This window comes from Fictibacillus terranigra (genome assembly GCF_030412265.1).
GTDB lineage: Bacteria > Bacillota > Bacilli > Bacillales > Fictibacillaceae > Fictibacillus_C > Fictibacillus_C terrinigri.
The window spans coordinates 1,538,876-1,557,022 of sequence record NZ_JAUHLN010000001.1 but is presented as its reverse complement, the minus strand read 5'-3'; the positions used below and the strand labels follow the sequence as shown (position 1 = coordinate 1,557,022).

Annotated in this window: 18 protein-coding genes and 3 pseudogenes; 8 read left to right on the top strand and 13 right to left on the bottom strand. The window is 37.1% G+C overall.

Going from position 1 to position 18,147, the window contains the following annotated elements; all coding sequences use genetic code 11:
• The first annotated feature begins 952 nt into the window (after nt 1-952).
• Both QYF49_RS07805 and QYF49_RS25705 read left to right on the top strand, forming a co-directional pair.
• Nucleotides 953-1,426 (top strand): MerR family transcriptional regulator, encoded by a 474-nt coding sequence (locus QYF49_RS07805; RefSeq protein ID WP_290399001.1) that lies wholly within the window; start codon nt 953-955, stop codon nt 1,424-1,426.
• Nucleotides 1,427-1,445: 19 nt separating this feature from the next.
• Nucleotides 1,446-2,318, top strand: a complete 873-nt coding sequence (locus QYF49_RS25705; protein ID WP_354005808.1) for an SRPBCC family protein — start codon at nt 1,446-1,448, stop codon at nt 2,316-2,318.
• A gap of 577 nt (nt 2,319-2,895) precedes the next feature.
• On the opposite strand, the gene QYF49_RS07790 is transcribed toward QYF49_RS25705, so the two are convergent.
• Nucleotides 2,896-3,417 (bottom strand): GNAT family N-acetyltransferase, encoded by a 522-nt coding sequence (locus QYF49_RS07790; RefSeq protein WP_354005807.1) that lies wholly within the window; start codon nt 3,415-3,417, stop codon nt 2,896-2,898.
• A gap of 290 nt (nt 3,418-3,707) precedes the next feature.
• Here QYF49_RS07790 and QYF49_RS07785 point away from each other — a divergent pair, with 290 nt between their 5' ends.
• Together QYF49_RS07785 and QYF49_RS07780 are read left to right on the top strand one after the other, a co-directional pair.
• Nucleotides 3,708-4,040, top strand: coding sequence for a hypothetical protein (locus QYF49_RS07785; protein ID WP_290399000.1), 333 nt, complete (start codon nt 3,708-3,710; stop codon nt 4,038-4,040).
• A 453-nt stretch (nt 4,041-4,493) separates the two neighbouring features.
• A pseudogene (locus QYF49_RS07780) lies at nt 4,494-5,761 on the top strand (IS110 family RNA-guided transposase).
• A gap of 527 nt (nt 5,762-6,288) precedes the next feature.
• Here the strand turns inward: QYF49_RS07780 and QYF49_RS07775 are convergent.
• Nucleotides 6,289-6,729: a DoxX family protein gene (locus QYF49_RS07775; RefSeq protein WP_290398999.1), complete on the bottom strand. Its 441-nt coding sequence runs from the start codon at nt 6,727-6,729 to the stop codon at nt 6,289-6,291.
• A 20-nt stretch (nt 6,730-6,749) separates the two neighbouring features.
• Nucleotides 6,750-7,088 (bottom strand): DUF1801 domain-containing protein, encoded by a 339-nt coding sequence (locus tag QYF49_RS07770; protein ID WP_290398998.1) that lies wholly within the window; start codon nt 7,086-7,088, stop codon nt 6,750-6,752.
• Between the two features lie 189 nt (nt 7,089-7,277).
• Here QYF49_RS07770 and QYF49_RS07765 point away from each other — a divergent pair, with 189 nt between their 5' ends.
• The 3 genes and pseudogenes from QYF49_RS07765 to QYF49_RS07755 all read left to right on the top strand — a co-directional run.
• On the top strand, nt 7,278-7,880 hold the full coding sequence (locus QYF49_RS07765; protein WP_290398997.1) for a TetR/AcrR family transcriptional regulator: 603 nt from the start codon (nt 7,278-7,280) through the stop codon (nt 7,878-7,880).
• 372 nt (nt 7,881-8,252) lie between these two features.
• A complete protein-coding gene (locus QYF49_RS07760; protein WP_290398996.1) occupies nt 8,253-8,471 on the top strand; it encodes a hypothetical protein in 219 nt (72 codons plus the stop codon).
• A gap of 2 nt (nt 8,472-8,473) precedes the next feature.
• A pseudogene (locus tag QYF49_RS07755) lies at nt 8,474-8,692 on the top strand (IS110 family transposase); the annotation flags it as partial.
• A 116-nt stretch (nt 8,693-8,808) separates the two neighbouring features.
• Here the strand turns inward: QYF49_RS07755 and QYF49_RS07750 are convergent.
• Nucleotides 8,809-9,222, bottom strand: coding sequence for a hypothetical protein (locus tag QYF49_RS07750; protein WP_290398995.1), 414 nt, complete (start codon nt 9,220-9,222; stop codon nt 8,809-8,811).
• Between the two features lie 727 nt (nt 9,223-9,949).
• Nucleotides 9,950-10,222, bottom strand: coding sequence for a hypothetical protein (locus QYF49_RS07745; protein WP_290398994.1), 273 nt, complete (start codon nt 10,220-10,222; stop codon nt 9,950-9,952).
• A gap of 450 nt (nt 10,223-10,672) precedes the next feature.
• Between QYF49_RS07745 and QYF49_RS07740 the strand changes: the two genes are divergently transcribed.
• Entirely contained in the window at nt 10,673-10,930 is a 258-nt protein-coding gene (locus QYF49_RS07740) for a hypothetical protein (RefSeq protein ID WP_290398993.1), read from the top strand.
• Between the two features lie 173 nt (nt 10,931-11,103).
• Here QYF49_RS07740 and QYF49_RS07735 read toward each other — a convergent pair.
• From QYF49_RS07735 to QYF49_RS07700, 8 genes and pseudogenes are all read right to left on the bottom strand, one after another.
• Nucleotides 11,104-11,698: pseudogene (locus QYF49_RS07735) on the bottom strand (recombinase family protein).
• Between the two features lie 517 nt (nt 11,699-12,215).
• Nucleotides 12,216-12,833, bottom strand: a complete 618-nt coding sequence (locus tag QYF49_RS07730; protein WP_290398992.1) for a hypothetical protein — start codon at nt 12,831-12,833, stop codon at nt 12,216-12,218.
• Nucleotides 12,834-13,126: 293 nt separating this feature from the next.
• Nucleotides 13,127-13,570, bottom strand: a complete 444-nt coding sequence (locus QYF49_RS07725) for a JAB domain-containing protein (RefSeq protein ID WP_290398991.1) — start codon at nt 13,568-13,570, stop codon at nt 13,127-13,129.
• A gap of 458 nt (nt 13,571-14,028) precedes the next feature.
• Nucleotides 14,029-14,112 (bottom strand): putative holin-like toxin, encoded by an 84-nt coding sequence (locus QYF49_RS07720; RefSeq protein WP_290399081.1) that lies wholly within the window; start codon nt 14,110-14,112, stop codon nt 14,029-14,031.
• Nucleotides 14,113-14,288: 176 nt separating this feature from the next.
• Entirely contained in the window at nt 14,289-14,861 is a 573-nt protein-coding gene (locus QYF49_RS07715; protein ID WP_290398990.1) for a hypothetical protein, read from the bottom strand.
• A 5-nt stretch (nt 14,862-14,866) separates the two neighbouring features.
• On the bottom strand, nt 14,867-15,967 hold the full coding sequence (locus tag QYF49_RS07710) for a lysozyme family protein (RefSeq protein ID WP_290398989.1): 1,101 nt from the start codon (nt 15,965-15,967) through the stop codon (nt 14,867-14,869).
• A gap of 9 nt (nt 15,968-15,976) precedes the next feature.
• Complete coding sequence (locus tag QYF49_RS07705) at nt 15,977-17,788, bottom strand: CD3337/EF1877 family mobilome membrane protein (protein ID WP_290398988.1); 1,812 nt, start codon at nt 17,786-17,788, stop codon at nt 15,977-15,979.
• A gap of 15 nt (nt 17,789-17,803) precedes the next feature.
• The gene (locus tag QYF49_RS07700) at nt 17,804-18,142 is read right to left on the bottom strand and encodes a hypothetical protein (protein WP_290398987.1); all 339 of its coding nucleotides are present in this window, start codon (nt 18,140-18,142) and stop codon (nt 17,804-17,806) included.
• Between the last annotated feature and the right edge of the window lie 5 nt (nt 18,143-18,147).

The window sequence follows — 18,147 nt, the reverse complement described above, 5'->3', positions numbered from 1 at the left end:
GCGTAGCAGACATATACGATTGGAAAGTCTTGCAACAAAGAATCCAACATTGTTAGAACATCTTCATACCCATAAATTGTCTCGTCCAAAAATACCCCTTCCATCATACCCATACCCCACAGACCCTAATGTCTTAATATTAGATTTATTCTAACTTAAAATTTCTTTAATTAACAGAGATATCCAGTGTCCGTTATTCCATAATCCTGCTACGTTTGTCCAATAAGCTCAATAAAAGTGCAAATCCCCTTCATCGAGAAATGCACCCGATCGTAATATAAGATTAGCCAGAATTTCTGGTTGACCTTTTTATGGAATAAGATTAACAGTAATAATCAATGTTTGTACTATATAAATCTCCATATAAAAAGCCTTGGCATATTCCTACACCAAGGCTTTTCGTTATTTAACCGATTGAACCTTCCATCTCGAACTTGATTAATTGAGGTTTTCATAGTGTTTCATAGGTTTGTAAAAACGTTGATATATCAATGTATTTCAAATTTCTATTTTCAAAGCTTTTAAGGTTTTTCAAACTCAATCGGCACGAAATCGGTACGTCGATATATGCTTAGTTTAATTATCCTCATAATAAATCAAATATTTTTGTAATAGATTACTTGGTCAACTAACGCACACGTTTAGTTAAATATGGAAACAGTTTTTAATGAAAGTGCAGATTTAAATTTGTTCTAAAATGGGTTTCGTTACTCTAGTGCCTTCTTTATATAACTAGGTTCCTCCTCTTATTTGAAAAAAACTCCTAAACTCATTTTCAAGACACTTCCCCCGTTTTTAATTAAGCTCAGGAAGTTTCAGTGGTCTAAAAAAATCTAAATGGATGAATCTATTATTCTTGTTAAAAGTTTTTTTCACTCTTGCTCATTACGTAACGTCATGTTTTATACTAAAGATACCGGTAAACAGCTATCGCAACAGAAAGGAGTGGGTTATGAAGCAACATTGGAAAATAGGGGATATTGCTAAATTAACCGGACTTACAGTTCGTACCCTTCGATTTTACGATCAGATTGAATTGTTTTCTCCATCAGGGTATTCCGATAGTGGTCATCGGTTATATAACGAATCCGACATAAAACAACTGCACCATATCTTATCATTAAAAGATCTTGGCTTATCGCTTGAAGAAATTCAATTGGTACTTAAGGGGGACACGTGGACCCCGTCTGATATCGTGGATATTCAAATTGACCGGGTACGGAAAAATATTAAAACGCAACAGAAACTTCTGGCTGAACTTGAACGAGTTGCTGAGCAAATGAATTGCCAGGAGCCAACTTCCGTCGCCGAATTTATTTCACTACTTGAAACAATGAAGATGAGCCACGAAAAGTATATCATTGAACACCGACTGAACTGGGAACAAAATTTTGATAAGCTTGGTAATTTTCTAAACAAAAATTAAATTTGGGAGGATTCATGTTATGAAAGAGCGATTTACTACTCACGCTACATTTCAAATAGAACGTATTTATCAAGCGACACCTGAACGTGTGTTTACGGCATGGTCAAACAAGAGCTCCAAAGCTCGCTGGTATCAGCCTGCTGAGGTTTTCGACTTCCGCGTAGGTGGTCGGGAATTTAGTCAGGGTGGCCCTGCAGGTGGACCTGTTTTTACCTTTGATGCTTATTACCAGGAAATCGTGCCCAATGAACGACTAGTGTATTCGTACAGTCTAGACCAAGGGGAAATCCGCATATCGGTTTCTATCGCTACCATTGAATTGATCCCGACCAGAGAGGGTACTAAACTGGTGTTTACAGAACAAGGAACGTTTTTCGACGGACATGATACGCCTGAACAACGTGAACAGGGAACTAAAGAATTGCTGGATCTTTTGGGCAAATCTCTTGGGGAAAGTAATGCAGAAACTTTCGAACTCGTGTCTCGGCGTAAGTTTGATGCTCCTCGGAATTTGGTTTACCGGGCTTGGACGGAACCGGATCTACTTGCACAGTGGTGGGGACCTAACGGTTTTACAAATACTTTCCACACGTTCGATTTAAGGCCCGGAGGAGTCTGGGAGTATACAATGCATGGCCCCGATGGAGAAGACTATCCGAACCGAAACGTTTTTCAAGAAATTGGGCCCGAATGTATTGTGCTGAGACACGAGTCCGGGCATCACTTTATCCTGACTGCTACATTCGAGGAAGTTGACGGCGGGACAGTAATTACTTTCCGGCAAACGCTTCAATCGAAAGAAGATTATAACAAGCTGAAACTTATTTGCGAAGAAGGGAATGAACAAAATTTAGACAGGCTTGGATCGCTCTTGAAAAGGATTTACAAATAGGCTTGATAAATTAAATTTTTATAAGTTCATTAGCTTATTTCGAGAAATGCAAAGGGCCTATAATTAAATAATTTGCTCTTACTTATAAGAATCGCTTCATTGAAAAGACCTTGGAATATTAAAATTGGCCAAGGTCTTTTGTATTTAACCTTTATTAGTTTTGGGTCCCAAGTTGAACTTTTGTGGGGAACATTTCTCACCCTTTTTTTCTTTTTAAAGTATGCTCAAATTGCTGTAAAATCAGCTTTTATACTTTTTTGGTTTTTAAAATATTTCATTTCTTTTTAAATTATTTTGGTCCGATTTTGGTCGTGATTTTGGTCCGACTAAATTAAAGGATATGAGTTTTATTAAGGATTAGTAAATTATTTTTCCTTGTTAATCCTCCACAATCGCACCCGTTAGTATAAGTACATTTATTCACAATCTTACTGAAAAAATAACATTTAAGAAGCGTTGATTTTAAAACTTTTATTAGTAATAAGTAGCAATACTAGTGGTCGCATACAAATCAATCCTTGCAATTCTCTTGGGCATTAAATAAACAAAAATAGATAAGAGCTTTTAATAAGCTATTTCAAATCATCTTTTTTTCAAGGATGATTTTAGGTTCTCCTTCATCATCAGTTAAGGTTCCAATGATGTCGAAGCCACTCTTTATATTTAAAATGAGCATACTACGCCATTTATTTTTGGTTTGTGTTTGAACTGCTTTGTATCCACTTTCTTTTACGTAGTGGTGCTGTTGTTCCATTAACGCAGAAGCAATACCTTGGTTTCGGAAATCTGCATCCACTCCACCTAACCAACTATAAAACTGTTCACGATTAAGTGCGTATCCTATTTTATACCCAACAACTTTTTTATCTTTTAACGCAACATCAATTCGCAATTTAGGTTTTTCTTTCATTCTTCCAACCAAGTCATCTGGTACACCAAAAATACTCGTATGTAGCTTTATAATGCTATCTAACACCTGAATTTCGGGTATCTCATTAAAGTAAGTATAATTTAAAACCAAATCTATATCTCCTTTCATCCAATTCCCATAAAGGGAAAGATATAGTTTCACATAATTCCCTTTATATTCTTCATCCATTTATCCTCATTAGGCAAATTATTTAACTGCATATATAAAGTTCGATATCTTAATTCAACTATCCTGCCCGTTAGTTATACAACAAAAAAGCTGCCTAAGCAGCTGAGTGATCTTCAACTAACGCACCCGTTAGCTTAATAAGAACCTACAAAATGCCAATTTTTATCAAATATTTTTGTAAACTATATGTATATAAATTATTTTGCGTTATAAAAGCATGCTGTTGTTGCTTATAGTATATCCAAACATTTTGATCTTATCTAAATCTGGAGCAAAAGAGGGGAATACCGATGCGAAGAACTGCCGAAATGGTATTGGGGCTTATTGGTAGTAGTATTGGAACAATTATTTATTTGATGGTTTTTATTACTATTGCAATCAATCCCCCTATTGATTTTCTATTTACAATTGGGGTCTTTATTATGATGTTGCTTCAAGTCATTGCATTAGTTTTAAGCTGTTTAGTAAATAAAATAAATCACATTGCATATGGCATCTCCATAATAGTAATAGGGGTTCTAACTTTCATATTTTTTTTCGACAATGTATATATATTAGTCGGCACAGCTATCCTTTATATTGTTGCTGGAGCAATTGCGTGTTTCAGATCAAAACTAGGGTAGAGTATGCAGATGGTTACTGCAGGGCCTGACAAAGTACATGTCCATGTTGTGAAATGCAATCTACTGAAAGTAAAGGCATCCGCTGGCTACTTTTATGACTTACTTATTGGAAAGCACTCTTTTTTTATACTGATACTCCCATCAATGACGTATATATCAAACCAATTTCATAATTTTGAAAACAGGGGACCTTTCCCGATCATCTTAACACTAATAAATTGCTAGATTAATGATTATTAATAAAATATAGTATCTATATTTTAAAAGGCGTTCCTTAAAGGATTCGCCTTTAATTAGTTTTCGAACTAAAAATTTTATCATTTCTATCCCTTTTGTTTAACAATCGCACCCGTTAGCATTCCTGTAGAGAGTTAATTTTAGGCTTTGAAAAAGAAAGAGCCCCTCTGTAAGATGAGTGTATCCCAAAACAAACATCTAGGAGGAAGCCCTAATATGAAGTTTAAAATGCAGGACAGACAAAATCAACTCATCGAACGAATTTCTCCCCAACATCTTATTGTAGGTATTGATATTGCCCAGCAGCTCCACGTTGCTCGAACAGTCAATTTCCGTGGGAAGATACTTGGCAGCCCACTCACCTTTGAGAACAATGAAGGTGGTTTTATCACTTTATTTCAATGGATAATGAAACTTCAAAAAGAATACCAATTAACTGAAGTCATCATCGGTATGGAACCGACTGGCCATTATTGGGTTAATCTCTCGAATTGGCTTTTTGAACAAGAGATAGAAGTTGTCACAGTAAATCCATATCATGTAAAGCGAAACAAAGAAAATTGTGATAATACTCAGTCTAAAAGTGATTTAAAAGATGCTTTAGTGATCGCTGACATGGTTAAGAATGGCTACTACGCTTCAATTCAACCTGCCTCTGAGGAGTTTGAAAAGCTTCGGGTACTTATGGCCAATCGCGATACGATTATTAAACGGCTTGTCAGCACGGTCAATCAGATCAATCGTTGGGTGGACCTGGTGTTTCCAGAACTTCGAGAGATCTTTAAAAATGTGACGGGAAAAGGAGCATTATAACCTTACGGTTATTCCCAACTCCACAGGAAGTCCGTGTTCAAACACCGCAAGATATTTCATCAAGTTGGAAAAAACACATGAAAAGACAACCGGGACTTAAGAAAGCTACTGCACTTTTCCGAGTGGCTCAGCAATCTGTTGGTACTGAATTGGCGTTAGATGCCCATCGTTTTCATCTCCAGCAATTATTAGAGGAATACGATTTAACAACTTCTCAGCTCGAAAGAGTTGAAGAGACAGTACGTGTGGTCTTAGACCTCGTTCCCTACATTGATAACTTGCGTTCCATAAACGGGTTGAATACCATTTCAATCGCAGGGATCTTAGGTGAGGCAGGTGATCTCAGTCAGTTTTCTCATGGGAATGCCCTTCTGCGACATGCCGGACTCCATCTCGTAGAAGCCAGTTCTGGAAAGTGGCGAGGACAAACTGTTATCTCTAAAAGAGGACGATCACGATTACGAAGGTTTCTCTATATGGCTACCATGAATTTGATCAATAACAATCAGGAGTTCAAAGCCAGACATTCCTATAATGTGCAAGAAAAAGGTATGCGTAGAATGAAATCGTTGATGAAGCTAATAGGTAAGTTCGCTCGTATTATCGTTGGAATGACCAAGAATCAAGAAACTTATAATCCGGAAAAGATACAACTCTTAAAAGCTGCTTAACTATCTTCACTTTAATAGAATGACCAAACGCTATTTATTGAATATTGATGTATTCGCAGGATCTCAAATATGTACGGAGTACTGGGTGTATTCAACAAAAGGGCTTAGACCCGTTCCTTTAGCATAACCAGCCTCCACCCTTTGGACAGGCATGACGAAGGAATGAAAGGGCATTTGACCCGTAGAGACATGGGAGGGTTAGCCTCCAAGGGTGACGTGGAGCATATGTACATTATATGGAATATAATGGAGTCTACTAGATCTCCTCTATTTCCCTACGCCCACTTTTCCCTATACTCTTAGATTCATAGAATCTAGTTAGATCCTTCTTCACAACAAAGGGTGAAATCCTGCGAATACATGAGTATTTAAGAGGTATTTCTTAGTTATCGAGGGAGTTGAATATGAAAAAGAGTAGTTCATTCAACACTCGCCGATTCTTGAATAAGCTACTCCTTTTGTGATTTTAAAAAACTTTAAGTTATTTTAACAACTATAGTGTAATCATAAAAAAATATATTTTTACTTCAACTCATGTTCGTACGGTTAAAATCATTTTTATCAGTGATCTGCCTTCTTTGTTTTATTGGAAAGATAATCTGCAACCTTTTGTCTCTAAGGTAAATACCTCCCCATGTTAATACTGCTAAATAAACAGGAAATAATGTATGAGAAAATAGTGGATTATCTAAACGAATGTGAGTAGCAATTACCCCACCAAAAAAACCCGTCAATATAATGGCTCCGAGTACAGATGTTTGTGGCAATGCGTAAAGGATCGTTGAAAGAAGAGCAAGAATTCCAATGGTAATTACATGATGTTCTGCAAATCCCATTTCCACCATTCCATCTACACTAACTGATAGTTTAAGCAGCTTAGTAATACCATCAAATAACATAAATAAAGTAACAAGCCCACTCATTACTCGCGCCGTCCAAAGCCGACTTTTAGAAATGGAATGCTTCATAGTATCCTCTCCTCTTCTTTTCATAGTTTTAATGAAGAAAGTTGTACTAAGGATATGAGCTTATTGTAATCAGGTGTCTCACCTTTAAGTATCTTTAATGTCTTTCTTTCTAAAGGACCATCAAAGTTTGTTGGAATTTCAAGGTCAGTCGTGTTAAATATTGTAAAACTCACAGCCTTCTTCGATGTTGAAATTACTGCAACATATTTACCATGCTTCAAAAAATGTGGCTTTTTATACTGCATTCTTTCCTGTACGTCTGGTAATGCTTGATGTACTGCTTTACGAAGATCTTCGCATAGCTGTAACTGCCAAGGTTCTTCCAACGTTTTAATAAAATCTGTGACTTCTTGATTCATGAGCTGCTCCTCCTTCTTAAGATTATAAGTAAAAATAAAAATCGTTATAACTTTACTAAAGGTAAGTTATTATTTAAAATAGTATTTCATAACTTTACTTTTGTCAAGTTAAATTATACCTTTTTTCAAATTAAACTTGACTTTACAAAAATTTAAAAATAACATTGTACAATAAGTTGATTTGGGAAGGTGAATGAATTGGGTGAGATTCGCAACGCAGAACGCACTCGTAAATCAATATTAGAAGCAGCCAGAGAAGAATTCTTCGAGAAGGGATATTCAGGTGCCCGTATTGAATCAATTGCCAAGAGAGCTGGTGTTAATAAACAATTGATTTATCACTATTTTAAAGGAAAAGATCAGCTCATCAATGAGACCATTGACGACGTTCTTACCTCTTTGCCGGCGGGGAATCTGGTATTACCAGCGAATCCAACACAAATTGCAGAGTTTAGATTTAATGTAAACCAGAAATACTTGATGGATTTTCTTAAATTTACGGCTTGGGAAGCAATTGATAAAGGTTCAAATAACTTAAAAGGAATACAACATCGCGAAAAGATTCTCCATTCGTATAATGAAGATATGAAGGCCAAACAAGAAATGGGTTTAGTTCCAAAGGAACTTGATCCAACCATGATTACGTTGATGATGTCAAGTATAACAATCTATCCTCTACTGTATCCAGACGTTACTCGTATGATAACCGGATTAGATCCAGAGGATACTGAATTTAAAGAAAAATGGACACATTACCTTCATCAAATCAGTGAGCGAATATTTAGAAAGTAAATGTCAGAAGTAAGAGCCACCGAAATAATTTCGGTAGCTCTTTTACTATTCTTGTAATTTATCCATTTAGTTTCTAAAATACTTATTTTACTTTTTAAAGCAAACAGTTCCTCAACAATCTGGCCCGATCGTATTATCAGGTTAACCAGTTCCATCTGGTTAGCCTATTTATAGGTTATTCTTTAGGTAGCCGGGGGAGGACGTTCTGGCCCGTGGGACCAAGATCCCGTCCGTAATACTGTCCACCCGCCTACTTGTAGAAACATGTTTGAGGCTAGTTGGGACGTGATCCCGTATAAAAAGCGAAGCTATGAAACTACAAGTTAGGATAAGGGGCTACCGGCTAAAACAAAAAAGGAGACGTGATAATGAATGGATCTGGTCATTGGCCTGGATGTCGCAAAAGGAAAAACCCAAGTACAAGCCTTTTTACAGAAGAAGAATCCTTACAAGAAAAGCTTTCCGTTTGAGCATAATGTATACACGATTTTTATCGCTTTTATCAAGAAGTTGAAGAAGTTGCAGGTCTACCTCCGGCAGTCGTTTTTGAAACGACGGGGCATTACCATGAACCTGTCCTACAGTTTTTAGAGGATAAGCAAGTCATTTATTATCTCGTCAATCCGGTTCTTTCATATGAAGCCAAAAAAGCCAGTTTGAGAAAAGTCAAAACCGATGCAATTGATGCTTTTCATTTAGGTGAGCTTTATTACAAAAACGAGGACCTAAAACCTTTCCAGAAAAAGAGTATTAAAATGATGAACTTGCGAAATAGCGTTAACTGGTTACCAAGTTCAGTTAACTCCATCTGACAAATTAGATCCTTATGTTGAAGCATATTTAATGAATAATACATATTGAATGGTTCTATTATGAAAAAATCAATGATAGGCTTGGCTTCGAAGAAGAGGAAACGAAGCCGAAAAGCTTACTTTTGTTTTTCGTTAATAATCCAAAAAAGTATAGAGGAAATAATAGAGAGTGTGAATATAGGCATAGAGGACTTTAATAACTCAATAAGTTTAAAATCAGGTAGAAAAATTAATCCATAAACAAATATGAATAATCCTCCAAAAAACACGTACAACCCAAAAGAGAAAAGTTTATTGTGAGCTACACTTTTTGTTAAATAGTCACATAAAATGGAGACCGGAATCCCATATAAAAAAACTATAGGTACAACATACAGAATCATTACTAAATATATCCCTATATTTACTGATAAATCACCGCTTGAAGCACTTAATTTATAAAATAGGGCTACAACCGCGCTTAGTAGAATCATTAATATAATCATTAAAACTGAAACAATTAAAGCAGTTTTTAATTTTCTTTTTAACATAGAAAACTCCTCTGTATTATGGGTGTTTTCAGAAACAAATCCTGATTGGCCAATTAACTTTTTCTATACCTTATCTAACTAGGCTATCGAGTTTATCGATAACAGAAGTATTAATTTGTTCATTCTTGAGGAGGCCTTTTCGTGGACGAAGGTACTGTAACTGGTTCACCTGATCTTGTTACTCAATTTAGACCTATAATTATTGTTTTATTTACACTTCTAGTTATTGCTTTCATCATATGGTTTTTTATCAGATTAACAAGAAACAATAGATTTAGATGATAAATAGTAGGAGGTTTAAATTCCATGAAAGTAACTGAGCAAATGGAAAGAGACTATTACACTCGTTTAGATGGCTACTGGACCGACTGCTTTAAGGATGGATCATTCTTTAGTGAACGCCCTTTTAAAAAAACCTACAAAAGACCATGGACTTTCCACATGTATCAATTGTGAAGAGAAAATAACCGTTCCAGTTAATCATGGCGGAGGAACTTATTTTGTCTAGAATATCAGCATGGGTTACCCTTTTTCTGCAGACAAAAAGACAGACTTGCTTTGTTCTAAAAAGTGCGGGGACGAAGCTTATCAAAGACTAACAGATGAACAAATAAAGGCCGGAAAGCTGAAAAAATAATAAGGACCCCACTTTTATGTCATAACAAAAAGATTAAAATTTATTTGTCTTCTAATGCGGCTATAGCTGCTTCTGGATGAGAGGCTTTACCTAGTCTACTTGGACAACTCCGTTTTTAACATATAGAAGATCTTTTGTTTTTTCAAGCAGTGCTCTAACATCAATGCTGGCTGCTATTCGTTGATTTCTTTCATCAAGGGTTTTGTCAGTAAAACCAAAGGCTTTAAAATGACTTTTTACAAAAAAATGTTTTTCAACTTGCACAGACCCGTCAATTTCAAAAGTTTGCTTCTGTTTATCTGAACAACCAGCAATCGTAAGAAGTGAAGTTAAAACAATACAGATATACTTTAATCGTTTCAAAAGCCTATCCCCCTTCTGTCCTTTAATAGTTAGTCGAAATCAAGATCAAAAAGGTTCCGGAAAATTTGCTTTTTTATTTCTATAACTTCGCAAAGCTATGCTTTATATGTACATCCGTTCTCAAAACCCCTATCATATGGCTCATTTTCGTTTTGTTAAGAACCGAATACTTTTACATGTGATTAAAGATCTGCCCATTTATTCCTCAGCGTCTTCCTTTCTTGCGTTCTCCTCTTCCTCTAACCCTTTAATAAATGCTTCACTTATACTCAAGACTTGTTGAGCTTCCTTTATTCCAGTAAACCTAGTTTTTTTGGATTTTGAACAAAAGAAACACGCAATGCGTTTTTGAGCTAATATTCTTATTTGGATGAAATTTACAATTCCTACCTTTTTTATTTAAAATCAAGTTATAATAAATTTAAAGAATTTTTTGAAACTAGAGGTGATATGATGGATAAGAAAATTGTTCCATTTAATAAAAACAACAGTAGTCAACAAAAAAATGAAAATGGCTTTTTAAAAGGTGTTAAAGAAGGTTCGACTTTTGGTTCTTATATTGATAAAGATATGGATCCGGACCTAGTTAAAAAAACAAAAGAAAAAGGTATTAAAGATTTAATCAACCATGCTATCGGGAAGAAAAAACTTACCGAAGAGGAACAGAAAGAAATTAAACGGCTGCAAAAATATAATAAAAATTTGTAAAAAACACACCTTTATTGGTGTGTTTTTATTTCAGACGTGTTTTAGCAACAGCAGAATGATCAATTCATCCCTTCTTTATTTTAAGTTTTCTGAATTAATACGCTGCACAAACACTTTTTAGACGTAGTACAAGTTTTCCTGGCTTTTGTGTCGTTAGAACAATCTTTTTCCTATTATATTGTTTTTTCTTGTAAGGCTTTTTCATACGCTTTAACCAACTTATAGAAAGTTGTCTTTTTTACCCCAATTTCCTGCATGGCCTTAACAGCTGTCATCTCTCCAGATTTCCATCGAGAGTATACCTCTTTAAACTCTTCTGTCATTTGAGCCTTTGGCCGTGCAAACGCAATACCATTCTGCAAAGCCACCTCAATTCCTTCACGCTGCCGTTTACGAATCCGGTCTCGTTCTTCCTGTGCCATCCAGGAAGGAATCTGCAAAACCAAATCCGCAATAAGGGTCCCCAAGCTGTCCTTAAATTGGGTGGTGTCCAATAACGGCATATCCAACACCACAATGTCTGCCTCCAAATTTTTGGTAATATCATTCCACTCATGCAGAATCTCTTCCTTGTTTCGGCCAAAACGATCTAGCGAATGAATGTAAAGGATATCTCCTTTACGAATAATCCGTTTTAACAATTGATACTGTGCACGATCAAAATCTTTCCGACTTTGCTTATCGATAAAAATATCTCGTACGTCGATTCCCACTTTTTTAATGGACTCTGCTGCTTACTCGTATGTACCCAAATTTTCGAATGTCCATTTTTTTCCTCCTTTTCTTACTCTTTCTCTGTCTTATTCTATCAAAAACGTTCGTAAAAATAGTTGCAAAATAGCGAACGTTCGTAAATAATTTTCTAACTTAAACGGACCTGATAAACAGCTTTTTTTGCATAAAAAAGACCCGTTCGTAAAAGTGTACTTTTCCAAACGATTGGTTGTTAAACTACTAATGTTAGTAAGGCTTTTGATTGTCATAAGGGTACATATTTAGGATTTTATTTTTGAAATGAGTTTTGAGACACAAATAAATATAAAAAAAGAGACCTGGTTTGGTCTCTTGGAATTTTAAAAGCCATTTAGCCTCATATCGTTTTTTTGGTTCACCACCTCATTTTTCTGAAAACTGTTCCTGCCCCGTTGGAAAAAGCGTATCCACTTATTGTAGAAACGCCCCTTATACGATTCAAACAGAAGCAACCGTGAAGTTAACACCGATTCATTGATGTATTTGAAACCAAAGGAAGATCAAAACCACCCGGTGGGAACCGGGTGGTTTTTTATTGTTCTTTCCTATTCAACATGGGAACAGTTGTCTTTTTTTCTTTTGTCACCATCCATAAATACAGAATAATCCCCACAACCATCAGACAAAAGGTAACATTTTGCGCAATACCCACTACGTCGTTCCAACTGCTGGCACCGTTTAAATACAACTGCAGAAGCAATCCTGATAGGACGATTAGTAATACATATGGAGTCTTTTTCAGTAAAAATCCCACACACCCGCCAATCATGCCGCCCAACAAGGACATTCCGTACCAATTCATAAAGATTGGAACCCATTCTTTAAACGTTGCGACCGGGATGTCACTGTATAATTGCCCAATCACAAAATAAGAGGTAATGGCACAAAGGATACAAATCGCTCCACGTATTATTGATTCTTTAATGTTACTGGCAAATATATAGCCCGTCACCATCGCAATGATGAACCATGTCGGTAAGGAGTTAATCATTATGGCTAAATACGAGATGATGAACTCTACGGGAGTTATCCCATCCCGTATGTTGGGTAAATTATCAGAGATCACTGAAAAAATCCCGAAAATTAAACTGACGATTAGCGTATAGAGAACAAACCTTTTCCGTTGCCCCCGATTTTGTCCCGTTTTCAAACGATCACCACCCTATATGAAGAAAGCACATTCTTATTTTAATCGCACAGTAACACGGTTACCATGGGACAAAGTGATCGAATCTCCACTCGCACTACATTTTAGACCAATACTCTTTGATCTCGAGCCTTTTCTTCTCCCAGTGTGATTACTCGTGTACATTGCTTAGAAACACACCACCCTTGATTAATTACTATGTATTTCAACAAAATAATTTTAAAGTCCTGTTACTTAGTCCATGAGTCTAGATATTCTTGCAATGCAAAGAAAGAAGGGCGAAGCCCTTCTTAGTTTTAAACGTATCCTTTTTCTTTCAAACTGTAGTATTCCGCCTTCGCATTAATGATTAGATGATCTAACACTTCAATACCGATAAGCTTTCCAGCAGCTACGAGACGTCCAGTTACTTCGATATCTTCGCGGGAAGGCATTAGGTCTTGGCTGGGATGCTGATGATAGACGAGTATGGAAGAGGCATTATTCAAGATCGCTGATTTAAATACTTCCCTGGGATGAACGATACTGGAATTCAGGGCCCCGACATGGCACCGATGAACGGCGATTACTCGGTTTTTGGTATTCAGGCACATCACGAAGAAGACTTCGCGATCATCCTCCCCGATGAATAAAGCAGCCACCCTCGCACCATCCTGGGGAGAACGGACCAGGTATTGTTCTCCTCCTTCAAGTTCTGAAATCACTTGCTTGATGCGTTGAATCTCGTAAACAGCTTCCATAGTTAAACAGCTCCCTTCTTTGTTTGAAAGAACAGAAATCTTTGCGAACAGAACGGTCAAGGGGCCTGAAGTTTGTGAAGTTTTTTGAAAGACTTCCTCAAAAAAGTTCACAAAGTTTGCGAAGCGAATGCGCAGCATCCCTTGAAGGTTCTCATGAGCAAACGATTATAATGAGGAGAACAAAGAAGAGGATCTAAACGGCCAGAGAACCAAAGCCACAACCAAGTATACAGCAGACAACATACTGTTAATTAATCAATGATGAACAAAGCTGTAAAATTATTGGACGTATAGCTTGTTTTCTTTTAACGTTCGCGGGTATAATAATAAATAATGACATATATTAAAAAAGACCGCTGGTGCTGCCAACACCAACGGCCATACAATAGTAGGTTCCCTTCAAGGGGGATCGACATCGGGTAGAAATAATCCACCAGAGCCGTTAACTCAAGGGTGGATTATTTTTTTTGGTTGAATGACAGCACCGACACGATAAAGCCTGCAAACGCAATTGCAAACATCAACGCTTCATATACTGACATCAGCACCACCCCCTTCCTTTGGGGATGAATGCCGACCACCCTTGAGAAATCCTGTTCTATTGTATTTTTATATTATACCATTTTACTTCATTATTTTTTGAAAATTAAGTAAGTAAAAAGTCATTATTTACTGAAGGAATCAAGCCCTTTTCGAAATTCATGAACAACCTCATTGCCTAGTTTAAGGGTTCTGCTTTTAATTGCTGAAATCGATTCACTAGCCACTTTCTTCCCTCTTTTTGCAAATACACTTCCAATGTGACCTGGGCCGATTCCTTTTGGCCATGAGCAAGTGATACAATGGTTTCTTCAAATGTGACGATTGCACTGCCGTTTTCTCCATGTACACGTGTATAAACTGTAGAATCTCCAATTTCATGCTCATATTGATACTTCTCATCTCTTTCTGCTTCAGGAAAATACTTTTGGAACATGTCCTGTGTAAGTACCTCTTTTGCTTTTTCACGCCGTTCATTCAACTGATTCTTTTTTACTTGGTAAAGAGATTGAACAAAAACATTTACACTTTCTTCAATATTTTTGTCTTCTGATTGAATAGTCTGGCGGCTTTCTTGTTGTTTGTTGGCTTTCAACAACGTAATCTGGACTTTTTGCCTTTTAACCTTATTGGTTAATGAATCGATCATTGTCGCTTGATCATCGATGGTTCGGAAACCAAACCAAACGGTTGCGATGATAAAGATCGCTACCATTAAAAGACCCGTTTTTATCAAAAACTCCTGTTTCATTTTCATCACCTTCCTCTAAAGTCTAAAACAGATTGAGGATTGAGATGGCCGCCCCATTCAGAAGTTTTGACCTCAAAGTGCAAATGCGGTCCGGTTGAATGCCCTGTGCTCCCGCACACTCCAATTTGTTGCCCTTCCTTTATAGCTTGTCCCTCTCTGACATTGGTTTCGAATAAATGAGCATAGCCGGTATAAAGTCCTTTCCCATGCTGAAGGATGACGAGGTTACCATAACCGGGAGCTCCATTCTTGTTTTTGTGAAATTCAGAGTAGATCACCTTACCCTTTCGTGGAGCATAAATCGGTGTTACCCTATTAATACAGCCAAAATCCAGACCTTTATGGTTCTCCTTGCTTCCATCCTCCCAAGTTCTCGTTCCAAATCCACTTGTTACCTCAACTGCTCCTTCAATAGGCGTTGTCCATTTTCCTTTTCCTTGCACTGGAGAAGTAAAGTCATAATATTTTAGGACGGCATCTACATAGCCAACGTCACCATAGCAGGCATTAACGGGAACTGCTTCCGGACGAATACAGTGGTAAATACCGGTATGTGCGAGCTTCTGATATTGTCTTTTGGAAAAATTCATGGCAAGTTCCTTGGTGTAATGACCGCCTCTTTGATTCACGTAATCAATAAATCCTCCACCGAAATTATAACTTTGGATCGCGGTTTTTAAATCACCTTTTGCTTTTTTAAGTTGCTGAGCAAAATTCTTGGTTCCAAGCTGAATAGACTTTTCAGGTTTTTTAATGCACCCCACCGTGCCACAATGGCTCTCACTAGCTTGCATTGGATCATCTCCACGTCCACCCGATTCCTGCATCATAATGGCAAGGATGATATCTGTATATTGGCTGATTCCATATTCCTTTGTGTATTTCTTAACGGTTGACTGATATCTTAAGACTTCCTTACTGACATTGGTGGCCTTACCACCTTGAACAGGATTTTTCTGTTCGCCGGTCAACTGGTCTGCCATCATCAATAAGAAAAAAACAATGGTGAAAAGTAAGCCAAACACTAGAAGGAAGGGCAACAAAACCTTAAGAATGGTGGAATAGACAGTTGTCTTCACTTTTAGTTCCACAGCTTGTCTTATCATTTCTTTCCCCTATTCTTCTTTAGAGGAATTTAGACGAGAGGTGCGATGTAAGAGCCCATAAGGTTGCTCAGTATTTTTGTCCGCTTTCTTTTCCTTTAATATACTGTAAGGATTCCTTGCGTTTGATAGAGTGAATTTTGAAGTTTTAATCTTCTCCATTTTTTGATGAGGTGCTTTAAGTTGTTTGTTCGCCTCCGACTTAGTCAGGTGATCACCTAGATGGTAGGAAACCTGATTATCTTTTGCTGCGTTTTTTAAATTGTTCTTTTGTGGTTTTCGATGAATAGAACTTGATTGATGAGCATGATCCGGTTCTTGTGCTGCAGCTGTTTCTTGCTGGGAGTGATTTGGATAATGAGTGGTTTTCTTTTCATGTGAAGTTCTTGCTTTATGGTTATTGGGATGCTCTGTTTTAAGTGGGGTTGATCTAAAGCTTGATGATTCCGATGATCTTACTGCTAAACCTCCGTTTATGGATTGGAGCCCTTTTCTCGGTTGACGAAACCGTGATACTTTATCATTTAACTTTTTCTTTTGTCGTTGCAAATTATGGCTAAGAGAGCCAGCACCCATATCATGCAAGCTTGGTGTAGCTCCTTCTAACATGTTCAGCGCAAACTGTCGTTTAGTGTACATAAAAATAACAGCGACACAAAAGGTAATCTGAATAAAAATCCTGTAGTAGATATCATCTGACATGTTTGTCATCTCATAACCGAGGGAAATGAAGCTTGTCGCCACTAATACAAAAAACATGGTCACCGATTTGAAAAGAATAAGAATGGTTGTCCCTTTAAGATATCGCCCAACCAGAGCTTCAAAACTCGGAAACAAACTGGTGAATATCATAAAAGGTGCCAAAAGCAACATGACAATGAAAGCAAATTGCAGCATCACTCGAATCAGAGCAATACTGAAAAACACGGTTCCCTGTATAACCGTAGAGAGGATCATAACTAGGATATAACCTGCCTGTTTCCACCCGTTTCCTGCAAAAATGTTTTTGTTATCGTATTCCGTATATTCATCTTTAGATATTTCCTCCCGCTTCTTTACTCCCTCCTCTGTTCGGGGATCGGCATTCAAATAGGTTTTGATCCGATCTGTACTTTCAGCGTTTATCTTTTTTTCTTGGGTTGTTCCGTACTGAAGCAGCAGGTAAGGCTTATAGATCAAGGCGTCAAAGACCTTGTTTTGTATTTCAATTGATACCTTTTTTGCTGTATTTTTATTGAAAGAGTCAAACCGAAAAGCATCATCTTCATTTAAGGAGGGATTCACACTCATAATGGCATTTTCAAGGGAAACGGAAAGCCCATGAGCGAGATTAATATAATTGAACTTCTTGGACTGGATGGAGAAAAGAAGTGTCAAACTAATCAAGATAAGTGTTAAAAGCCTAAAAAAGGCTTGCCAATTTTGTTGTATGTAGGAGCGTATTACGATTCCCAAAGAAGCTATGGCAAGCGCAAACGCGCCAAAATTGAAAAGTAAACTTCCTGCAGTTCCCGATGTAATTTCACGCAGCGCCTCTTTGGTCATTGATACGACATCCAACGAGAATAGCTGATAGACTATCATTAAAGTAATTTGAGCCAGAACAATATTAATCATCCAAAAGAAGTTTTTAACGGCGGTAGCCGTGGCGGAACCTGTCTTTCCCGCCACATCCCACCAGCCATGATCTGCATAACTCATAAGCTCATAAGATGATTCATCATGTTTCTTTGCCTTTTGTTCTGTATCTTCTGCATAGACTAGGGATGATTTAAAAATGAGTAACAGTGAGAATAACAAAGTAAATATAAATGAATATTTCATGTTCCCCACCACCTTTTAGTATTCAATGCATCGATCGGGATCCTCTTTGAAATTGATATCACCATTACTAACTTTATAATCTTTTAATAAGAACGTTCTGTTGTATTTATCATCTGTAGTTTTCCAAGACACTATATAGTTCCCTTTAAATTCCGACTTTCCATTTTCAATGGCTTCACAGGCTTTCACAAGTTTAATATCTTTCGAGGTATAACCACCTTCTTCGATTACCTTTTGTTCTAGCGCTCGACTTGCTATAGCATTTTGTGTTTTCTCCTTATCCAAATCTGGTTCGTTGCTGCCACATCCGGCCAGCAGGAGCAGCCCCCAACCAATGAATGCGATATTTTTCATGATTA